This window comes from Streptomyces sp. 147326, from assembly GCF_045000215.1.
GTDB lineage: Bacteria > Actinomycetota > Actinomycetes > Streptomycetales > Streptomycetaceae > Streptomyces.
In genome coordinates, this window is the sequence record NZ_CP134201.1 from 5446500 (window position 1) to 5466964 (window position 20465).

The 20465-nt window shown below is 68.1% G+C and carries 12 protein-coding genes, 3 rRNA genes and 1 pseudogene; 9 read left to right on the forward strand and 7 right to left on the reverse strand.

Annotation, left to right across the window (positions count from 1 at the left end):
* The first annotated feature begins 27 nt into the window (after positions 1-27).
* Both manA and RIU97_RS24960 read left to right on the forward strand, forming a co-directional pair.
* Positions 28-1188, forward strand: coding sequence for a mannose-6-phosphate isomerase, class I (manA, locus tag RIU97_RS24955; protein ID WP_404959801.1), 1161 nt, complete (start codon positions 28-30; stop codon positions 1186-1188).
* A 72-nt stretch (positions 1189-1260) separates the two neighbouring features.
* Positions 1261-2184 (forward strand): cation diffusion facilitator family transporter, encoded by a 924-nt coding sequence (locus RIU97_RS24960; protein ID WP_404959803.1) that lies wholly within the window; start codon positions 1261-1263, stop codon positions 2182-2184.
* A gap of 116 nt (positions 2185-2300) precedes the next feature.
* Here RIU97_RS24960 and RIU97_RS24965 read toward each other — a convergent pair.
* Positions 2301-2873 (reverse strand): annotated as a pseudogene (locus RIU97_RS24965) (PTS fructose transporter subunit IIC); the annotation flags it as partial.
* A gap of 286 nt (positions 2874-3159) precedes the next feature.
* Here RIU97_RS24965 and ahcY point away from each other — a divergent pair.
* Positions 3160-4596 (forward strand): adenosylhomocysteinase, encoded by a 1437-nt coding sequence (gene ahcY, locus RIU97_RS24970; RefSeq protein WP_401247637.1) that lies wholly within the window; start codon positions 3160-3162, stop codon positions 4594-4596.
* Positions 4597-4714: 118 nt separating this feature from the next.
* On the forward strand, positions 4715-5335 hold the full coding sequence (locus RIU97_RS24975; RefSeq protein ID WP_404959805.1) for a hypothetical protein: 621 nt from the start codon (positions 4715-4717) through the stop codon (positions 5333-5335).
* 4 nt (positions 5336-5339) lie between these two features.
* On the opposite strand, the gene RIU97_RS24980 is transcribed toward RIU97_RS24975, so the two are convergent.
* A complete protein-coding gene (locus tag RIU97_RS24980) occupies positions 5340-6278 on the reverse strand; it encodes an RDD family protein (protein ID WP_404959806.1) in 939 nt (312 codons plus the stop codon).
* A gap of 111 nt (positions 6279-6389) precedes the next feature.
* On the opposite strand from RIU97_RS24980, the gene RIU97_RS24985 reads away from it, so the two are divergent.
* The 4 genes from RIU97_RS24985 to rrf all read left to right on the forward strand — a co-directional run bounded on the left by RIU97_RS24985 (position 6390) and on the right by rrf (position 13106).
* Entirely contained in the window at positions 6390-7397 is a 1008-nt protein-coding gene (locus RIU97_RS24985) for a stage II sporulation protein M (protein ID WP_404959807.1), read from the forward strand.
* 592 nt (positions 7398-7989) lie between these two features.
* A 16S ribosomal RNA gene (locus tag RIU97_RS24990) occupies positions 7990-9514 on the forward strand.
* A gap of 277 nt (positions 9515-9791) precedes the next feature.
* Positions 9792-12913 (forward strand): 23S ribosomal RNA (locus tag RIU97_RS24995).
* 76 nt (positions 12914-12989) lie between these two features.
* Positions 12990-13106, forward strand: a 5S ribosomal RNA gene (rrf, locus tag RIU97_RS25000).
* Together the 16S, 23S and 5S rRNA genes form the textbook arrangement of a ribosomal RNA operon.
* Before the next feature lie 408 nt (positions 13107-13514).
* Here the strand turns inward: rrf and RIU97_RS25005 are convergent.
* From RIU97_RS25005 to RIU97_RS25025, 5 genes are all read right to left on the reverse strand, one after another.
* The gene (locus tag RIU97_RS25005; RefSeq protein WP_404959808.1) at positions 13515-14825 is read right to left on the reverse strand and encodes a DUF58 domain-containing protein; all 1311 of its coding nucleotides are present in this window, start codon (positions 14823-14825) and stop codon (positions 13515-13517) included.
* Positions 14825-15811, reverse strand: coding sequence for a MoxR family ATPase (locus RIU97_RS25010; protein ID WP_327414306.1), 987 nt, complete (start codon positions 15809-15811; stop codon positions 14825-14827). The genes RIU97_RS25005 and RIU97_RS25010 overlap by 1 nt, the downstream gene beginning before the upstream one ends.
* Complete coding sequence (locus tag RIU97_RS25015) at positions 15808-17283, reverse strand: DUF4350 domain-containing protein (RefSeq protein WP_404959810.1); 1476 nt, start codon at positions 17281-17283, stop codon at positions 15808-15810. Before RIU97_RS25015 ends, RIU97_RS25010 begins: the two co-directional genes overlap by 4 nt.
* Before the next feature lie 347 nt (positions 17284-17630).
* Positions 17631-18266, reverse strand: a complete 636-nt coding sequence (locus tag RIU97_RS25020) for a DUF4129 domain-containing protein (RefSeq protein WP_404959811.1) — start codon at positions 18264-18266, stop codon at positions 17631-17633.
* Positions 18266-19513 carry a glycerophosphoryl diester phosphodiesterase membrane domain-containing protein gene (locus RIU97_RS25025; RefSeq protein WP_404959813.1) on the reverse strand — a complete coding sequence of 416 codons (1248 nt, stop codon included), beginning with the start codon at positions 19511-19513 and terminating at the stop codon, positions 18266-18268. The genes RIU97_RS25020 and RIU97_RS25025 overlap by 1 nt, the downstream gene beginning before the upstream one ends.
* 261 nt (positions 19514-19774) lie before the next feature.
* Here RIU97_RS25025 and mtrA point away from each other — a divergent pair, with 261 nt between their 5' ends.
* Positions 19775-20464, forward strand: a complete 690-nt coding sequence (mtrA, locus tag RIU97_RS25030) for a two-component system response regulator MtrA (protein ID WP_327735705.1) — start codon at positions 19775-19777, stop codon at positions 20462-20464.
* Position 20465: the final 1 nt, after the last annotated feature.

The following is a 20465-nucleotide window of genomic DNA, read 5'->3' on the forward strand; positions in this document are numbered from 1 at the left end:
GCCCCGGCTCTATCCAGGAAGACGACGATGGACCGCCTGACGAACACGATCCGCCCCTACGCCTGGGGATCCACCACGGCCCTCCCCGCGCTCCTCGGTGTCGAACCCACCGGTGAGCCCCAGGCCGAACTGTGGATGGGCGCCCACCCCGGCGCCCCCTCCCGCCTCGACCGCGGCGCCGGCGAGGTGGCCCTTTCGGACGTCATCGCGGCCGACCCCGAGGGCGAGCTCGGAGCGGCGACCGTCGCCAAGTTCGGCCCCCGGCTGCCCTTTCTCCTCAAGATCCTCGCCGCAGGTGCGCCGCTCTCCCTCCAGGTCCACCCCGATCTGGCCCAGGCGAAGGCGGGCTTCGAGGACGAGGAGCGCCGCGGGGTCCCGATCGACGCGGGCCACCGCAACTACAAGGACCCCAACCACAAGCCCGAAATGATCTGCGCGCTCACCGCGTTCGACGGGCTGTGCGGCTTCCGCACGCCGTTGGAGGCCGCCGAACTCCTCGCGGGCCTGGACGTGGACAGCCTCAAGCCGTACGTCGACCTGCTGCACGCGCACCCCGAAGAGGCGGCCCTGCGCGAGATGCTCACCGCCGTACTGACCGCGGACCGTGCCGAGATGGCCCACACCGTCCACGAGATCGCGGCCGCCGTCGAGCGCCTCGGCGGCCCGTACGCCCCGTACGCCACCCTCGCCCACCACTTCCCGGGCGATCCGGGAGTCATCGCGGCCATGCTGCTCAACCACGTCCGACTCCAGCCCGGCGAGGCGATGTTCCTCGGCGCCGGCGTCCCGCACGCCTACATCGACGGCCTCGGCGTCGAGCTGCTGGCCAACTCCGACAACGTGCTGCGCGCCGGACTCACCCCCAAGCACGTGGACGTGCCCGAGCTGCTGAAGATCGCGAAGTTCGAGCCGGGCGACCCGAACGTGCTGCGCCCCGAAGGTGACGGCGGCGAGGAGGTCTACGAGAGCCCGATCGACGAGTTCCGGCTCTCCCGCTTCCTCCTCGCGCCCGGCGGCGTCTCCCGCGTGCTGTCGCTGGACGCCCCGCAGATCCTGCTGTGCACGGCCGGTTCCGTGACGGCCGGCGAACTGCCGCTGACACCCGGCGAATCGGTCTTCGTACCGGCGGGCGAAAAGGTCGAACTGTCCGGAAGCGGTACGGTCTTCCGTGCCACCGTGGTGGTCTGACGCCGCGTCCGTCCCGGCGGCTGCAACAATGTGCGGCCGGTAGTCAGTGGCTAGGAAGGACATCCTGCACCCATGAGCGCGTCGGGCGGTACCAGGGCGATCGTGGCGGCACTCGCCGCCAACCTCGCCATCGCTGTAGCCAAATTCGTGGCATTCCTCTTCAGCGGCTCCTCGTCGATGCTCGCCGAAAGCGTCCACTCGCTGGCGGACTCCGGGAACCAGGGGCTGCTGCTCCTCGGCGGAAAGAAGGCCAAGCGCGAGGCGACCCCGCAACACCCCTTCGGGTACGGGCGCGAGCGCTACATCTACGCCTTCCTCGTCTCCATCGTGCTCTTCACCGTCGGTGGCATGTTCGCCATCTACGAGGGCATCGAGAAGATCAACCACCCGCACCCGATCGAGGCCTGGTACTGGCCGGTCGGCGTGCTCGTCTTCGCGATCATCGCCGAGTCCTTCTCCTTCCGCACCGCGATCAAGGAGTCGAACGAGATCCGGGGCAAGCAGACCTGGACCCAGTTCGTCCGCCGGGCCAAGGCCCCCGAACTGCCCGTCGTCCTCCTCGAGGACCTCGGGGCGCTCGTCGGCCTGGTGCTGGCCCTCGGCGGCGTCGGCCTCGCCCTGCTGACCGGCAACGGCGTCTGGGACGGCATCGGCACCCTGTGCATCGGCGTCCTGCTCATCGGGATCGCGATCGTCCTGGCCGCGGAGACCAAGTCCCTGCTGCTCGGCGAGGCCGCGGGCATCGAAGAGATCGAGAAGATCAAGACCGCGCTCGTCGACGGCGACGTCGTCACCCGCGTCATCCACATGCGGACCCTGCACCTCGGCCCGGAGGAACTGCTGGTCGCCGCCAAGATCGCCGTCGAGGGCCACGACACCGCGACCGAGGTGGCGGACGCGATCAACGCCGCCGAGGCCCGCATCCGCGAGGCGGTCCCGATCGCCCGCGTGATCTACCTGGAGCCGGACATCTACCGTCCCGAAGCCGCCAAGTAACCACGGACGTACGAAGGCCCCCGCGAGCACCAGCCCGCGGGGGCCTTCGCACACCCCGGCCCTCAGTCCGTGGCTCCGGGCGCGGGGGCACCCCAGCCCGGCTGCGCCGGCGCCGGCACGATCGCGCCGATGAAGCCCGCGCCCGACTCGGAGCCGTAGAGCGCGCCGGTGTTCGCTATGAAGCCGCCGATCATGCCGGGCACGAGCGCCGGCCGGTCGCCGATGGCGTACGCGATGCACCCGGACAGGATCGGGATCATCAGGGTGAAGCCGAGCACGCCGATCTGGAAGACGTGGTCCCAGAACATGCCCGGCGTCGTGGCGTACCCCTCGGCCGTCGCGTGCCCGCCCAGCGCCAGCGCGATGGCGATGAGCAGACCGCCCACCACCACGAACGAGATCATGTACGAGACGCCGTTCATCAGGGCCTTGTACGCGAGGCTCCGCTCCTTGCCACCGACACCACCGACACCGCCGACACCGCCGAAACCGCCGGAGGCGCCCTCGGTGGCCGTTCCGGTCTGCACGGGCGCGCTCCGCACGCGTTCGATCAGCTCCTCCGGCCGGCGGATGCCGTCCGCGACCCCCGTGGAGAGGACCCGCTTGCCCGCGAAGCGCTCGCGGTCGACCTCCTTGCCGGCGGCGATGGGTCCTGCGGGATCGCGCGTGAGTTCCCGATCCACCGGCATCCTCCCGCGCGTGAACAGCGGATCAAAAGTCCGAAAGGCCCTGAAAGCTCCAGTCGGAGGGCCTGACATCACCACACGCCTTCTTCCTCGTCTGACTGGGGCTCACTCCACCGATCGGTGTAGATTCGTGGTCAGTGTCAGGCGTCGCTGCTGATGGCGGGTCGGGCGGTCCTTGCGACCGGCCGAGGGGAGAGAGGACCCCCGACGGACTGTGCTCGGTGTCCCGTCCCCAGGACGGCGCACGGACCAGCCGTACCCACCTCTCGAACCATGAGGAGCAGCACCCATGGACTTCAAGGTCGCAGACCTGTCCCTTGCCGCCTTCGGCCGCAAGGAGATCACCCTGGCCGAGCACGAGATGCCGGGCCTGATGTCGATCCGCCGCGAGTACGCCGAGGCGCAGCCGCTGGCCGGCGCCCGCATCACCGGCTCGCTGCACATGACGATCCAGACCGCCGTCCTGATCGAGACGCTGGCCGCCCTCGGCGCCGACGTCCGCTGGGCCTCCTGCAACATCTTCTCCACCCAGGACCACGCGGCCGCCGCCATCGCGGTGGGCCCGAACGGCACCCCGGAGAACCCGCAGGGCATCCCCGTCTTCGCCTGGAAGGGCGAGACGCTGGAGGAGTACTGGTGGTGCACCGAGCAGGCGCTGACCTGGCCGAACACCCCCACCGGCGGCCCGAACATGATCCTCGACGACGGTGGTGACGCCACCCTGCTCGTCCACAAGGGTGTCGAGTTCGAGAAGGCCGGCGCGGCCCCGGACCCGTCGACCGCGGACTCCGAGGAGTACGCCCACATCCTCACCCTGCTCAACCGCACCCTCGGCGAGTCCCCCCAGAAGTGGACCCAGCTCGCGTCCGAGATCCGCGGCGTGACGGAGGAGACCACCACCGGTGTCCACCGTCTGTACGAGATGATGTCCGAGGGCACGCTGCTGTTCCCGGCGATCAACGTGAACGACGCGGTGACGAAGTCGAAGTTCGACAACAAGTACGGCTGCCGCCACTCCCTGATCGACGGCATCAACCGTGCCACCGACGTGCTCATCGGCGGCAAGACGGCCGTGGTCTTCGGCTACGGCGACGTCGGCAAGGGCTGCGCCGAGTCGCTGCGCGGCCAGGGCGCCCGCGTCATCGTCACCGAGATCGACCCGATCTGCGCGCTGCAGGCGGCGATGGACGGCTACCAGGTCGCCACGCTGGACGACGTCGTCGAGACGGCGGACATCTTCATCACCACGACCGGCAACAAGGACATCATCATGGCCGCCGACATGGCCAAGATGAAGCACCAGGCCATCGTGGGCAACATCGGCCACTTCGACAACGAGATCGACATGGCCGGTCTCGCGAAGATCGACGGCATCGTCAAGGACGAGGTCAAGCCGCAGGTCCACACCTGGAAGTTCCCCGACGGCAAGGTCCTCATCGTGCTGTCCGAGGGCCGTCTGCTGAACCTGGGCAACGCGACCGGCCACCCGTCCTTCGTGATGTCGAACTCCTTCGCGGACCAGACCCTGGCCCAGATCGAGCTCTTCACCAAGCCGGAGGAGTACCCGACCGAGGTCTACGTGCTGCCGAAGCACCTCGACGAGAAGGTCGCCCGCCTGCACCTCGACGCCCTCGGCGTCCGCCTCACCACCCTGCGCCCGGAGCAGGCCGCCTACATCGGCGTCCAGGTCGAGGGCCCGTACAAGCCGGACCACTACCGCTACTGATCAACTCCTGATCAGCTCCTGATCAGCGGCGGCACCACGTGAGGCAGGCCCCCGGCACCCGTGCCGGGGGCCTGCCCCATATCGCTCGACACCCCCGACCCCGAGAAGTGTGCGCACCATGCCCCGCGGCCGATACTCGCTCCACGACCCGCACGACCACGCCCCCCTCGGCGAGGAGCACTTCCACTGCGCCCCCGGCCCCTCCGGCTGGCGCTACGTCTCCCAGCTCACCGCCCCGAACGGCGACCACCGCGGCTCCGTCGACCTCGCGATCGACGAACTCGGCCGCCCCATCCGCCTCGAAGTGAACGCCGCGAGCTGGCAGGTCCGCGGCGCCGCCATCGACGGCGTCACCTGGGTCCGAACCGACCCCACCGGCACCGAGGCCACCGAGGGCAACATCGCCGCCCCCGGCTTCACCGGCACCTCCCCGGCCTTCCTGATCGCCACGGCCCGCCTGCTGCGCCTGACCCCCGGCGCCCCGGCCACCCGCGTCCGGCTCCTCGCCCTCACCGACCCGGTCCTGGCCCCCCGTACGGTCGACCAGGCGTGGGCCTTGCTCGCCCGCGAGGAACACCCCACCGACAGCGGCCCGCTCCTTGTGGACGAGTACCAGGTCAGCGCCCTGGACACGGGCGAGGTCCACACGATCCACATCGCCGGCGACGTGGTGCTCTCGGCCCCCGGCATCGAGCTCGAACACCTGGAGACCCCGCCCTCCACCTTCGAGGAGCACTGACCCCTCAGGCGGGCGGCGCGAACCCGCCGGCGCGCGGAGCCTCCACGGGGGCCACGGGCGCGGGAGCCACGTAGGGAGCCGGCGTCGGAACGGGCGTCGGAACGGCCGTCGGCGCGAACCCGGCGGGAGCCGGGGCCGGCGCGAAGGCGGGGGCCGGCGCGAAGGCGGGGGCCGGCGCGGGGGCGGCGGCAGCGGCGGACCGGAAGGCCCGGGCGGCGTCCCGCGACTGCCGCTCGTGCACGACAGCCATCAGGAACGCGGCAGCGGGCACCCCCGCCGGCGCGGGCGCCCCCGTGCGCGCCACCAGATCGTCCGCGAGCCTCGCCGCCATCGCGGCGCCCACCTGCGGATCCAGCTGGTTCATCCGCGTCAGGTACTGGCGTATCGCCAGCCACAGCCCGTCCGGCACCGCCGACAGGTCCAGCCCGGTGAACCGCCCGGCCAGCCACGGCGGCGGCGGAGGCACCGGCATCACCCGGGCCCCCGGCACCCGCTCCCGGACCACGAGCGTCCCGGCGAAGACGTCCCCGAGCCGCCGCCCGCGCGCCGAGACCAGAGAGGCGATGCACGCCACGGTCCCGAAGGTCAGCAGCAGCTCCACCACTCCCATGGCCCCGCGGACCAGCGCGTGCCGGAACCGGATCGGCCCGCCGTCGTCCCGCACCACCCGCAGCCCGCAGGCGAGCTTGCCCAGGGACCGCCCGTGGGACAGCGTCTCCACGGCGATCGGCACGCCGACCAGCAACAGCAGGAAGCTCGCCACCCCCACGGCCGCCTGCGCGGCGTCGTCCAGCGAGGCGGTCGCGAGGGCCAGCCCGACCGAGAGCAGCACGTACCCGGTGACGTACACGAGCAGGTCGAGGAGGATCGCCAGCCCGCGGCTCGGCAGCCTCGCGGGCCGCAACCCCAGGACGACCGCGTCCCCCGTCACCAGATCGCTCACCGCAGCACCTCTCATGTGACCTGCCCCGCCCCAACGGCATCCAGTCTGCCAAGCTGACCACACGAGGAATAGGCAGCAGCAGGTGACCTGGGGCAGGGGAGCGGCAACCGGATGGATCTCGACGTCTTCGTGACGGCACACCGCGCGGAATGGGACCGCCTGGAGCAGCTCCTGGGCCGCGGCCGCAAGCTGACCGGTGCGGAGGCCGACGAACTCGTCGCGCTCTACCAGCGCACCTCCACCCACCTCTCCCTCATCCAGTCCAGCACCCCCGACCCCATGCTCACGGGCCGGCTGACCCAGCTGGTTGCGCGCGCCCGCGCCACGGTGACCGGCACCCGACGGGCCGGCTGGCGCGACGCCGCCCTCTTCTTCACGGCGGCCTTCCCTGCCGCGGTCTACCGCAGCCGCCGCTGGTGGATACCGACCGCGCTGCTCTCCACGGCACTCGGCGTGCTCATCGGCTGGTGGATAGCCACGCACCCCGAGGTCCAGGGCGCCATCGCGGCCCCGGCGGACCTGAAGGCGCTCACGCAGCCGGGCGGCGAGTACGAGACGTACTACTCCAGCCACCCCGCGGGCTCCTTCGCCGCCAAAGTCTGGACGAACAACGCCCAGGCGGCGGCGATCTGCCTCGTCCTCGGTGCCTTCCTCGGACTCCCCGTGCTGTGGATCCTGTTCCTGAACATGGCCAACCTCGGGGTCGGCCTCGGCCTGATGGCCTCCGCCGGTCGCCTCGACGTCTTCCTCGGCCTGATCCTCCCGCACGGCCTGCTCGAACTGACAGCGGTCTTCGTCGCCGCGGGCACGGGCCTGCGGCTGGGCTGGACGGTCATCGACCCGGGCCCCCGCACCCGCCGCACCGCCCTGGCGGAACAGGGCCGCGCCGCCCTCGGCATGGCCATCGGCCTCGCGGTGGTCCTGTTCATCTCGGGCCTGATCGAGGGCTTCGTGACCCCGTCGGGCCTCCCCACCTGGGCCCGCATCACCATCGGCGTCGTCGCCGAGGCGGCCTTCCTGCTCTACGTCTTCGTCCTGGGCGGCAGAGCCTCGCGTGCGGGCGAGGTGGGCGACGTCGAGGCCGCCGACCGGACGGCGACGCTCCCGACCGCGGCCTGATGTGCGTACAACCCTGCTGAGCTGCTAGTCTCCTCGTCGTCCCGCGAAGGCCGTTGACACGGAGCGCGTGGGGAGGTAGATTCGAACGGTTGCCTCGAACTGGACAAGTTCGGCAGCGATGGTTTAACCTATCTCTCGCCCCCATCAAGGAATTGAATTCCAGCGGGGCGTAGCCGACTCCTCATTCAGGAATCCAAGCCGGGAAATCCGGTGGAAAACTTCTGATAGAGTCGGAATCGCCGGAAAGGGAAAGCGCGAAAGCGCAGGAACTGGAAAGCACCGAGGAAGTCAGGCCCGAAAGAGTCTGATAGAGTCGGAAACGCAAGAACACAGAACGAAAGCCCGGAGGAAAGCCCGAGAGGGTGAGTACAAAGGAAGCGTCCGTTCCTTGAGAACTCAACAGCGTGCCAAAAATCAACGCCAGAAGTTGATACCCCGTCCACTTCGGTGGATGAGGTTCCTTTGAAAAAGTCCTGTCGGGCCTTCGGGCACTGGCAGGCAATTACACAGCGAGGACGTTGTGGCGCGTCGGTCTTATTCCGACCTGACGTGCCCGCTCTAAGTGATGTGTGCACCCGATTACGGGTAAACATTCATGGAGAGTTTGATCCTGGCTCAGGACGAACGCTGGCGGCGTGCTTAACACATGCAAGTCGAACGATGAAGCCCTTCGGGGTGGATTAGTGGCGAACGGGTGAGTAACACGTGGGCAATCTGCCCTTCACTCTGGGACAAGCCCTGGAAACGGGGTCTAATACCGGATACCACTCCTGCCTGCATGGGCGGGGGTTGAAAGCTCCGGCGGTGAAGGATGAGCCCGCGGCCTATCAGCTTGTTGGTGGGGTAATGGCCCACCAAGGCGACGACGGGTAGCCGGCCTGAGAGGGCGACCGGCCACACTGGGACTGAGACACGGCCCAGACTCCTACGGGAGGCAGCAGTGGGGAATATTGCACAATGGGCGAAAGCCTGATGCAGCGACGCCGCGTGAGGGATGACGGCCTTCGGGTTGTAAACCTCTTTCAGCAGGGAAGAAGCGAAAGTGACGGTACCTGCAGAAGAAGCGCCGGCTAACTACGTGCCAGCAGCCGCGGTAATACGTAGGGCGCAAGCGTTGTCCGGAATTATTGGGCGTAAAGAGCTCGTAGGCGGCTTGTCACGTCGGATGTGAAAGCCCGAGGCTTAACCTCGGGTCTGCATTCGATACGGGCTAGCTAGAGTGTGGTAGGGGAGATCGGAATTCCTGGTGTAGCGGTGAAATGCGCAGATATCAGGAGGAACACCGGTGGCGAAGGCGGATCTCTGGGCCATTACTGACGCTGAGGAGCGAAAGCGTGGGGAGCGAACAGGATTAGATACCCTGGTAGTCCACGCCGTAAACGTTGGGAACTAGGTGTTGGCGACATTCCACGTCGTCGGTGCCGCAGCTAACGCATTAAGTTCCCCGCCTGGGGAGTACGGCCGCAAGGCTAAAACTCAAAGGAATTGACGGGGGCCCGCACAAGCAGCGGAGCATGTGGCTTAATTCGACGCAACGCGAAGAACCTTACCAAGGCTTGACATATACCGGAAAGCATTAGAGATAGTGCCCCCCTTGTGGTCGGTATACAGGTGGTGCATGGCTGTCGTCAGCTCGTGTCGTGAGATGTTGGGTTAAGTCCCGCAACGAGCGCAACCCTTGTCCTGTGTTGCCAGCATGCCCTTCGGGGTGATGGGGACTCACAGGAGACCGCCGGGGTCAACTCGGAGGAAGGTGGGGACGACGTCAAGTCATCATGCCCCTTATGTCTTGGGCTGCACACGTGCTACAATGGCCGGTACAATGAGCTGCGATACCGTAAGGTGGAGCGAATCTCAAAAAGCCGGTCTCAGTTCGGATTGGGGTCTGCAACTCGACCCCATGAAGTCGGAGTTGCTAGTAATCGCAGATCAGCATTGCTGCGGTGAATACGTTCCCGGGCCTTGTACACACCGCCCGTCACGTCACGAAAGTCGGTAACACCCGAAGCCGGTGGCCCAACCCGTAAGGGAGGGAGCTGTCGAAGGTGGGACTGGCGATTGGGACGAAGTCGTAACAAGGTAGCCGTACCGGAAGGTGCGGCTGGATCACCTCCTTTCTAAGGAGCACAGTACCGATTGCAGACAAATGTTCTGCACGGTCAGCTCATGGGTGGAACGTTGATTAGTTGGCACGGTTTCCGAATCACGAGTACTGCTCGGCGTGGAAAGTGAGTCACTGACGGAGGATCGTGCTTGGCACGTTGTTGGGTCCTGAAGGTACGGCCGTAAGGTCATGTCTTCAGTGCCGGCCCCAGTGAACTTGTTCCCGAGTGGAGCAGGGTGATGGGTGGCTGGTCGTTGTTTGAGAACTACACAGTGGACGCGAGCATCTGTGGCCAAGTTTTTAAGGGCGCACGGTGGATGCCTTGGCACCAGGAACCGATGAAGGACGTGAGAGGCCGCGATAGGCCCCGGGGAGCTGCCAACTGAGCTTTGATCCGGGGGTGTCCGAATGGGGAAACCCGGCAGTCGTCATGGGCTGTCACCCATGCCTGAACACATAGGGCATGTGGAGGGAACGAGGGGAAGTGAAACATCTCAGTACCCTCAGGAAGAGAAAACAACCGTGATTCCGGGAGTAGTGGCGAGCGAAACCGGATGAGGCCAAACCGTATGCGTGTGATACCCGGCAGGGGTTGCGCATGCGGGGTTGTGGGAATGAGCTTGATCGGTCTGCCGGCCGGTCGGCGAGTCAGAAACCGTTGATGTAGTCGAAGGACATGCGAAAGGTCCGGCGTAGAGGGTAAGACCCCCGTAGACGAAACATCAGCGGCTTGCTTGCTCATCTCCCAAGTAGCACGGGGCCCGAGAAATCCCGTGTGAATCTGGCGGGACCACCCGCTAAGCCTAAATATTCCCTGGTGACCGATAGCGGATAGTACCGTGAAGGAATGGTGAAAAGTACCGCGGGAGCGGAGTGAAATAGTACCTGAAACCGTGTGCCTACAAGCCGTGGGAGCGTCGCCGTTGTTCTTCGGAACAACGGTCGTGACTGCGTGCCTTTTGAAGAATGAGCCTGCGAGTTAGCGGTGTGTAGCGAGGTTAACCCGTGTGGGGAAGCCGTAGCGAAAGCGAGTCCGAATAGGGCGATTGAGTTGCACGCTCTAGACCCGAAGCGGAGTGATCTAGCCATGGGCAGGTTGAAGCGGAGGTAAGACTTCGTGGAGGACCGAACCCACCAGGGTTGAAAACCTGGGGGATGACCTGTGGTTAGGGGTGAAAGGCCAATCAAACTCCGTGATAGCTGGTTCTCCCCGAAATGCATTTAGGTGCAGCGTCGTGTGTTTCTTGCCGGAGGTAGAGCACTGGATAGGCGATGGGCCCTACCGGGTTACTGACCTTAGCCAAACTCCGAATGCCGGTAAGTGAGAGCACGGCAGTGAGACTGTGGGGGATAAGCTCCATGGTCGAGAGGGAAACAGCCCAGAGCATCGACTAAGGCCCCTAAGCGTACGCTAAGTGGGAAAGGATGTGGAGTCGCAGAGACAACCAGGAGGTTGGCTTAGAAGCAGCCACCCTTGAAAGAGTGCGTAATAGCTCACTGGTCAAGTGATTCCGCGCCGACAATGTAGCGGGGCTCAAGCGTACCGCCGAAGTCGTGTCATTGCAGCAATAGGGCCAACGCCCGCTGTGATGGGTAGGGGAGCGTCGTGTGCCGGGTGAAGCAGCAGCGGAAGCTAGTTGTGGACGGTTCACGAGTGAGAATGCAGGCATGAGTAGCGATACACACGTGAGAAACGTGTGCGCCGATTGACTAAGGGTTCCTGGGTCAAGCTGATCTGCCCAGGGTAAGTCGGGACCTAAGGCGAGGCCGACAGGCGTAGTCGATGGACAACCGGTTGATATTCCGGTACCCGCTTTGAAACGCCCAATATCGAATCAGGCGATGCTAAGTCCGTGAAGCCGTTCCGGACCCTTCGGGGAAAGGAAAGTGGTGGAGCCGACGAACCAGACTTGTAGTAGGTAAGCGATGGGGTGACGCAGGAAGGTAGTCCAGCCCGGGCGGTGGTTGTCCCGGGTAAGGGTGTAGGCCGAGGGGTAGGCAAATCCGTCCCTCATTAAGGCTGAGACCTGATGCCGAGCCGATTGTGGTGAAGTGGATGATCCTATGCTGTCGAGAAAAGCCTCTAGCGAGTTTCATGGCGGCCCGTACCCTAAACCGACTCAGGTGGTCAGGTAGAGAATACCGAGGCGTTCGGGTGAACTATGGTTAAGGAACTCGGCAAAATGCCCCCGTAACTTCGGGAGAAGGGGGGCCATCACTGGTGATCGGATTTACTCCGTGAGCTGGGGGTGGCCGCAGAGACCAGCGAGAAGCGACTGTTTACTAAAAACACAGGTCCGTGCGAAGCCGTAAGGCGATGTATACGGACTGACGCCTGCCCGGTGCTGGAACGTTAAGGGGACCGGTTAGTGCGCTTTCGGGCGTGCGAAGCTGAGAACTTAAGCGCCAGTAAACGGCGGTGGTAACTATAACCATCCTAAGGTAGCGAAATTCCTTGTCGGGTAAGTTCCGACCTGCACGAATGGCGTAACGACTTCTCGACTGTCTCAACCATAGGCCCGGTGAAATTGCACTACGAGTAAAGATGCTCGTTTCGCGCAGCAGGACGGAAAGACCCCGGGACCTTTACTACAGTTTGATATTGGTGTTCGGTTCGGCTTGTGTAGGATAGGTGGGAGACTGTGAAACCTCAACGCCAGTTGGGGTGGAGTCATCGTTGAAATACCACTCTGGTCGTGCTGGATGTCTAACCTCGGTCCGTGATCCGGATCAGGGACAGTGTCTGATGGGTAGTTTAACTGGGGCGGTTGCCTCCCAAAGGGTAACGGAGGCGCCCAAAGGTTCCCTCAGCCTGGTTGGCAATCAGGTGTTGAGTGTAAGTGCACAAGGGAGCTTGACTGTGAGACCGACGGGTCGAGCAGGGACGAAAGTCGGGACTAGTGATCCGGCGGTGGCTTGTGGAAGCGCCGTCGCTCAACGGATAAAAGGTACCCCGGGGATAACAGGCTGATCTTCCCCAAGAGTCCATATCGACGGGATGGTTTGGCACCTCGATGTCGGCTCGTCGCATCCTGGGGCTGGAGTCGGTCCCAAGGGTTGGGCTGTTCGCCCATTAAAGCGGTACGCGAGCTGGGTTTAGAACGTCGTGAGACAGTTCGGTCCCTATCCGCTGTGCGCGTAGGAATATTGAGAAGGGCTGTCCCTAGTACGAGAGGACCGGGACGGACGAACCTCTGGTGTGCCAGTTGTCCTGCCAAGGGCATGGCTGGTTGGCTACGTTCGGGAGGGATAACCGCTGAAAGCATCTAAGCGGGAAGCCTGCTTCAAGATGAGTATTCCCACCTCCTTGAGAGGGTAAGGCTCCCAGTAGACGACTGGGTTGATAGGCCAGATGTGGAAGCCCGGTAACGGGTGAAGCTGACTGGTACTAATAGGCCGAGGGCTTGTCCTCAGTTGCTCGCGTCCACTGTGTTAGTTCTGAAATAACGAACAGCTGTGTTCATGCCAGCGTTCAAATTTCATAGTGTTTCGGTGGTCATAGCGTTAGGGAAACGCCCGGTTACATTTCGAACCCGGAAGCTAAGCCTTTCAGCGCCGATGGTACTGCAGGGGGGACCCTGTGGGAGAGTAGGACGCCGCCGAACAATCATTGCGGAAGCCCCGCACCAGACCTTCGGGTCCGGTGCGGGGCTTTTCTGCGTTTACCGGCAGTGTCGCGTTGACGCGGCCCCCGCCCCGTCTCACCAGTCGGCGGGGTAGCTCTTGAGACTGCTCGTGTCGAGCGTCCAGCGGCCAGCGGTGACGGTCGTGTCTGGGCCTCGATCTGACGACGCAGCCGCATCACGTTGAGCCCGTGCGGAGCTGTTGGGCACAACATCGTGAGGACGAGCTGACCGTCGGTGGTCTGAACCTTCCACCGGACTTCGTGGTGCTCGGCCAGCTCCGCGAGCTGCTCCGCGAAGTCGTGCATGCGGCGCACCTGCTCGGGGGTGAAGTCCGCCATGCGTCCTCCTGGTGGGTGCCCCTGCCAGAGCATGCAGCCGGACGACCGTCTAGAGGCGGCCGGCGGCCTTGAGGGCGAGGTAGGCGTCGGCCAGTGCCGGGGCCAGGGTGTCCGGGGTCGCGTCGACGACGTGGACGCCGTGCCGGGAGAGCTGGTCGGCGGTGCGGCGGCGCTGGGCCTGGGCCTGGGTGCCGGCCGCGGCCTCGTAGACCGCGTCCACGCTGCCGCGGGACTTCGTCATCTCGGCGACGTGCGGGTCGGCGACGGAGGCCAGCAGGACCGTGTGGCGCTGGGTGAGCCGAGGCAGCAGCGGGAGGAGGCCCTCTTCGATCGGGGCCGCGTCCAGGCTCGTCAGGAGGACCACCAGGGACCGGCGCGGGGCGCTGCGGAGGATGGTGGAGACCAGGGTGCGGGCGTCCGTCTCCACCAGTTCGGGTTCGAGGGGGGCCATCGCGTTGACGAAAGACGGGAGGATGTCGGCCGCCGCGCGTCCCTGGACCTGGGCGCGGGGGCGGCGGTCGTGGGCCAGCAGGTCCACGCGGTCGCCGGCGCGGGTGGCCAGGGCGGCGAGGAGCAGGGCCGCGTCCATCGCCGAGTCCAGGCGAGGGGCGTCGCCGACGCGGCCCGCCGAAGTGCGGCCGGTGTCGAGGCAGATGAGGATGTGCCGGTCGCGTTCGGGCCGCCAGGTGCGGACGGCCACCTTGTGCTGGCGGGCCGTGGCGCGCCAGTCGATGGATCGGGTGTCGTCGCCGGGGACGTAGTCGCGGAGGCTGTCGAACTCGGTGCCCTCACCGCGCGTCAGGACGCTGGTACGGCCGTCCAGTTCGCGGAGCCGGGCCAGCCGGGAGGGCAGGTGCTTGCGGCTGGTGAAGGGCGGCAGGACCCGGACCGTCCAGGGGGCCAGGTGGGTTCCCTGCCGGGCCCACAGGCCCAGGGGACCGTACGAGCGGATCGTGACCCGGTCTGCGCGGCGGTCGCCGCGGCGGGTGGGGAGCAGACGGGTGGTCAGCCGACGGCGTTCGCCCGCGGGGACGACCACCTCGTGGCGGGAGGCGGCGCTCTCCGTGCCCGGGAGCCAGCTGCTCGGCGGCCAGGCGTCGCGGACGCGGGCCCGTAGCGTGCGGCCGCCGGGGTTGGTGACGGTGAGGTGGACGTCCGCCGGTTCGCCGAGACGGACCGAGGTGTCCCCCGAGCGGGCCAGTACGAGGCTGCGGACCGGCGCCGCCAGGGCGTAGTCGACCGCGCAGGCCAGGGCGATCGGGCCGTTGACCGCGAGCATCCCCGTCCAGCTCGGTTCGAGGACGCCGACCGGAATGCTGCCGAGGGCCGCCAGCAGGGCGGCGCGTCCGGTGAGGGCCATCAGCGGGGGACGGGGACGTGGGAGAGGATCGCCGTGATGACGGCGTCGGCGGTGACTCCCTCCATCTCCGCTTCCGGGCGCAGCTGGACGCGGTGGCGCAGCGTGGGGAGGGAGAGCGCCTTGACGTCGTCGGGGGTGACGTAGTCGCGGCCGGTGAGCCAGGCCCAGGCGCGGGCGGTGGCCAGCAGGGCGGTCGCGCCGCGGGGGGAGACGCCGAGGGTGAGCGACGGCGATTCGCGGGTGGCGCGGCAGATGTCGACGACGTAGCCGGCGATCTCGGGGGAGACGGAGACCTTGGCGACGGCCTCGCGGGCGGCTTCGAGCTGGGCCGGGCCGGCGACCGGGCGGATGCCGGCGGCGTGCAGGTCGCGGGGGTTGAAGCCGGCGGCGTGGCGGGTCAGGACGCCGATCTCGTCCTCGCGGGAGGGCAGAGGAACCGTCAGCTTGAGCAGGAAGCGGTCCAGTTGGGCTTCCGGGAGGGGGTACGTGCCCTCGTACTCGACCGGGTTCATGGTGGCGGCGACGAGGAAGGGCTCGGGGAGCTTGCGCGGGGTGCCGTCGACCGTGACCTGGCGTTCCTCCATCGCCTCGAGGAGGGAGGACTGGGTCTTCGGGGGCGTTCGGTTGATCTCGTCCGCGAGGAGGAGGTTGGTGAAGACCGGGCCGTTCTGGAAGGAGAACTCGGCGGTGCGGGCGTCGTAGACGAGCGAGCCGGTGACATCGCTCGGCATCAGGTCGGGGGTGAACTGGACGCGCTTGGTGTCGAGTTCGAGGGACGCGGCCAGGGCCCGTACGAGGAGGGTCTTCGCTACGCCGGGGACGCCTTCGAGGAGGACGTGGCCGCGGCACAGGAGCGCGACGACGAGACCGGTGACGGCCGAGTCCTGGCCGACCACGGCCTTGCCGATCTCGGTGCGGAGCGCTTCGAGGGAAGCGCGGGCGCTGTCCGCGGTCGCAGCCGTGGACTCGGTGGCCGGGTACGTCATGACGTACGGACCTCTCTTTCGAGGGCGTCGAGGTGGTCGGCGAGCGCGACGAGTGCCGCGTCGTCGGAGGGGGTGGTGCCGAAGAGGAGGGCGGTGACGTCCCAAGTGCCGTCCGTGAGCCGGGCGGAGACCGCCGAGGTGAGGGCGGCGGGGTCGTGGGCCTGGGTGTGCGGTACGCCGGTGAGGGCGGCGAGGCGTTCGCGGGCGGCGGCGCGCAGCACGGTGGCGGCGCGGTCGCGGGCGCCGGCCTTGCGGTACAGGCGGGCCCGGCCCTCGGTCGCCTCGGAGGCGCGGATGACGACGGGGAGCTTCTCGGTGACGAGGGGGCCGAGGCGGCGGGCGCGCCAGAGTGCGGCGACGGCGGCGGCGAGGAAGAGCTGGAGCAGGGCCCAGGACCAGCCGTCCGGGACGAGTGCGAAGAGGCTCTTGTCCTCGGAGGCGCCGGTGTCCGGGTCGGAGTCCGCGAGCGACGGCATGTACCAGACGAGTTCCGGGCGGGAGCCGAGGAGTTGGAGGGCGAGGGAGGCGTTGCCTTCCTCGGCGAGGCTCTCGTTGAGGAGGACCGTCTCGGACCCGAGGAGGACGGTGTCGCCGCGGGTCCCTGCCGGGAGGGTGAGCAGGGTGGGGTGGCCGCCGCTGGGGTAACAGGCGGTGGCTCCCGGGAGGGCGGTGGTGTAGCGCAGGCCGCCGCCGGTTGCCGCGCGGCCGGCCGAGGTCGCGGCGGGCAGGGTGCAGGCGGGGTCGAGCTCGTCGGGGGCGGCGTCTCCGGCAGTGCGGACGCCGGGGGAGAGGTCGGGGAGGCTGTGGCTGCCGGGGGCGAGCAGGACGGTGCGGCCGCCGGAGAGGTCGATGGCCGAGCGGATGGTGCGGCGCTGGGTGGTGCCGAGGCGGTCGGGGTCGGTGACCAGGAGGGTGGTGCGGGGGCCGGCCGCGTCGGCGGCCTCGGCGGCGGTGGTGACGACGCGGGTGGTGACGCCGCGGGCCTTGAGGAGCTCGGCCGCGGCGCGGCTGCCGAAGGGGTCGGCGGAGCGGGGGTCCAGGTAGCCGTGGCGGGTGCCGGAGTTGAGGGCGACCAGGATGGTGACGCCGATGGCCAGGACGGCGGCGGTGGCGAGGATGAGGCGGGCTTTGCGGGGGTGGGGGCGGGGGCGGGTGCGGGTTGGCTTGCCGCCGTTGCCGTTGCCGTTGCCGTTGCTGCCGTTGCTGCCGCCGCCGCTGCCGCTGCCGCTGCCGCTGCCGCTGCCGCTGCCGCTGCCGCTGCCGTTGCCGCTGCCGCCGCTGCCGTTGCCGCTGCCGCTGCCGCCGCTGCCGCTGCCGCTGCCGCCGCTGCCGCCGCTGCCGCTGCCGCTGCCGCCGCTGCCGCCGCTGCCGACGTTGCCCGTGCCGGGGCTTGTGGGAGGGGTGGGGCCGGGCGCGCGCCGGGGCGTCTCCTCGGGCGCCGAACGTGGCGGGGGGTCGGAGGGCCGGGGCACCTTGTGTTCGGGGTCCTGTGGGGAGCGCCCCGGCACACACCCGGCCCCGCCGAGACCATCCTGGGGGTCGGAGGGGTGGGGCGTGTTGGGTTCGGGGTCCTGTGGGGAGCGCCCCGGCACACACCCGGCCCCGCCGAGACCATCCTGGGGGTCGGATGGGTGGGGCGTGTTGGGTTCGGGGTCCTGTGGGGAGCGCCCCGGCACACACCCGGCCCCGGTGGAACCATCCTGGGGGTCGGCGGGGCGGGGCGTGTTGGGTTCCGGGGCCTGTGGGGGGCGCTCCGGTGCACACCCGTCCCCGGCTGTGCCTCCGGTGGGACGGCCCGGTGTGGTCCCGCCGTGGGGCGTCATGGGGTGGGTCCCGTCAGGAGGGGCTTGGCGTTGGTGAGGGTGAGGTCGAGGGAGCGGAGGCGCGTGTACGTGTCGGCGTCGGCGGTGCGGCCGCCGTAGGTGATGTCGTCGAAGGTGCGGGCGGCGGCGCGGAGGTCCGCGGCGTGGCCGGGGAGGGAGGCGGCGGCTTCGGCGGCCGCCTCGTCGGCGGTGCGGCCCGGGCGGGGGTCCAGGAGGGTGCGCTCCTCCAGGGAGCGGACGACGGCGCGCATGCGTTCCTGGACGGCTTCGGTCCAGCGGCCGGCGGCGGCGTGGGCGTCGGCGGCCTTGCGGTGGTCGGCGGCGCTGCGGATGCCGTCGTCGAAGAGGGTGCCCGGGGAGGTGGTGGTGCGGCTGGGGGAGCCCAGGCGCCACCACAGGGCGGCCATGGCGAGGGCTGCCAGGAGGACGACGGCGATCAGGCCGACGGCGCCTCCGGGGGTTGCCCCGGCGGCGGCGCCGAACAGGTCGTCGAGCCAGTCGAAGAAGGCGCGCGTCGCGCGGTCCACCAGGCTCGGGTCGTTCTCGTGGTACATCGGCTTGGACAGCTCGCGCTCGGCCGCCTCACGGGCGGCCTCGCGCGGTGTCGTCACCGGCGGGACCTCCGCGCGCATCACCCGTAGTTCTCGACGCCGGCCGCCCGGGCGAGCTCCAGGTCGAGGCCCTCGCGCCGGATGCGCTGGTCGACGTAGAGGAGGACGGTGACGCCGGACTGGATCGGCATGACGATGGTCTGCGCGATGATCAGGCCGATGGCGGAGAAGATCAGCGTGCCCCAGGCGGTCTGGGCGCTGCCGTCCTGCAGGGCGTCGAACCCTCCGCCGAAGGCGAGGGCGCCGACCACCTGGAGCGGGCCGACGATCATCAGCCCGACCACGAAGGCGATGACGCCGGTCAGCAGCGTGATGCCGAAGACGCGCCACCAGGAGCCCTTGACCAGCTTCGAGGACCGGCCGAAGGCCTTGAAGATGCTGCTCTTCTCCAGCATCAGGGCGGGCGAGGCCAGGCTGAACTTGATCCCCAGCCAGACGAGGAGGGGGAGCCAGGCGACGAAGCCGAGGATGATCAGGCCGGCGCTGTCGGCGGTGATGCCGGGCAGGACCAGGACGGCGCCGATCAGGACGGCGCCGAGGGCCAGCAGCAGGGTGAGCCCGATGAGGCGCAGCAGCTGGGGGCGGGCCTCGCGCCAGGCGGTGGAGACCGAGGAGCTCTGGCCGAGCACGGCCCGGCTGAAGACCATGGTGAGCATCGCGGTGACCACGATGGTGCCGAGGATCTGGATGAACTGGGTCACCACCGACACCGACAGGGCGCTGCCGAGGCCGTCGAGCATCTCCTCGGGGGTGGCGCCCTCGTCCGGCGCGAGGACGACGTCCGCCAGCATGTACTTCTGCACGAGCACGCTGATCACCTGGACGACCGTGGCCACGACCAGGGTGATGGGCAGCACCGAGCGCCAGTGGGTGCGCATGGTGGCGACCGCGCCGTCGAGGATCTCGCCCAGGCCCAGGGGGCGCAGGGGGATCACACCGGGCTTGGCGGCCGGGGGGCTGCCCCATTGGCCGGGGCCGCCCGGGTAGCCGTACTGGGGGCCTTCCTGGCCTGTGTACGGGGTGTCCTGGCGCTGTCCCCAGCCCCCCGTGGCGGGCTGCGGGGGTGCCGGCGGGGTTTCGGGAGTGGTCGTGCCCGGGCTCGACCACTGGCCGGGCGGCGGCTGCTCGGCGGACCACTTCGGGTCGCCTGCGGGCCGGCCGGGCTGCTGCGCGCCGCCGTCGGTGCCCGGCTGGTCGGCGGGGGTTCCCGGCCGCTCGCCGTCGGACGGAGAGGATCCGGGCGTAGCCCAGCCCGGAGAGTCGTTCATCGTCGCTCCTTCACGTGCACCTGCTGCGGCGGGGGCGCCGGTCGCTGCCATCGTGCCACGTGGGGGTCCCGAACGGAGTAGGGGATTGTGAGGCCCCCGTAACCCTGGCCGTCCCCCCGGACCTCCGGCAGCCCTTACCTTCAATTGTCGCCCGGATCCGGGCGAGACTGGTCGACCTGATCTCCACGCAGGTCCGAGGGGCGATTTCCAGCCCTTTTGGCTGTGGGACAGCTCACCGCCAGGTAACGATTAGCTAATGGGATGATGTCAACCATGAAGGGACGCGTCCTTGTCGTCGACGACGACACCGCGCTGGCCGAGATGCTCGGCATTGTGCTGCGTGGAGAAGGTTTTGAGCCGTCGTTCGTAGCGGACGGTGACAAGGCACTTGCTGCCTTCCGGGAGGCGAAGCCGGACCTGGTACTGCTCGACCTCATGCTGCCCGGACGGGACGGCATAGAGGTGTGCAGGCTGATCAGGGCCGAGTCCGGTGTGCCGATCGTGATGCTCACCGCCAAGAGCGACACGGTGGACGTGGTCGTGGGCCTGGAGTCGGGGGCCGACGACTACATGGTCAAGCCGTTCAAGCCGAAGGAGCTGGTGGCCCGCATCCGGGCCCGTCTGCGCCGGTCGGAGGAGCCCGCACCCGAGCAGCTGGCCATCGGTGACCTGGTCATCGACGTGGCCGGGCACTCGGTCAAGCGGGACGGTGCCTCGATCGCCCTGACCCCGCTCGAGTTCGACCTGCTGGTCGCCCTCGCGCGCAAGCCCTGGCAGGTGTTCACCCGCGAGGTGCTGCTGGAGCAGGTCTGGGGCTACCGGCACGCGGCGGACACCCGCCTGGTCAACGTGCATGTGCAGCGTCTGCGCTCCAAGGTGGAGAAGGACCCGGAGCGCCCCGAGATCGTCGTGACGGTGCGCGGTGTCGGCTACAAGGCCGGACCCAGCTGAG

Bases quoted from the DNA above. Each gene is read 5' to 3' on its own strand.
- ahcY (WP_401247637.1), top strand. From the start codon at position 3,160: ATGGACTTCAAGGTCGCAGACCTGTCCCTTGCCGCCTTCGGCCGCAAG.
- mtrA (WP_327735705.1), top strand. From the start codon at position 19,775: ATGATGTCAACCATGAAGGGACGCGTCCTTGTCGTCGACGACGACACC.
- RIU97_RS24960 (WP_404959803.1), top strand. From the start codon at position 1,261: ATGAGCGCGTCGGGCGGTACCAGGGCGATCGTGGCGGCACTCGCCGCC.
- RIU97_RS25005 (WP_404959808.1), bottom strand. From the start codon at position 14,825: ATGGCCCTCACCGGACGCGCCGCCCTGCTGGCGGCCCTCGGCAGCATT.
- RIU97_RS25010 (WP_327414306.1), bottom strand. From the start codon at position 15,811: ATGACGTACCCGGCCACCGAGTCCACGGCTGCGACCGCGGACAGCGCC.
- RIU97_RS25020 (WP_404959811.1), bottom strand. From the start codon at position 18,266: ATGCGCGCGGAGGTCCCGCCGGTGACGACACCGCGCGAGGCCGCCCGT.
- manA (WP_404959801.1), top strand. From the start codon at position 28: ATGGACCGCCTGACGAACACGATCCGCCCCTACGCCTGGGGATCCACC.
- RIU97_RS24975 (WP_404959805.1), top strand. From the start codon at position 4,715: ATGCCCCGCGGCCGATACTCGCTCCACGACCCGCACGACCACGCCCCC.
- RIU97_RS25025 (WP_404959813.1), bottom strand. From the start codon at position 19,513: ATGAACGACTCTCCGGGCTGGGCTACGCCCGGATCCTCTCCGTCCGAC.
- RIU97_RS24985 (WP_404959807.1), top strand. From the start codon at position 6,390: ATGGATCTCGACGTCTTCGTGACGGCACACCGCGCGGAATGGGACCGC.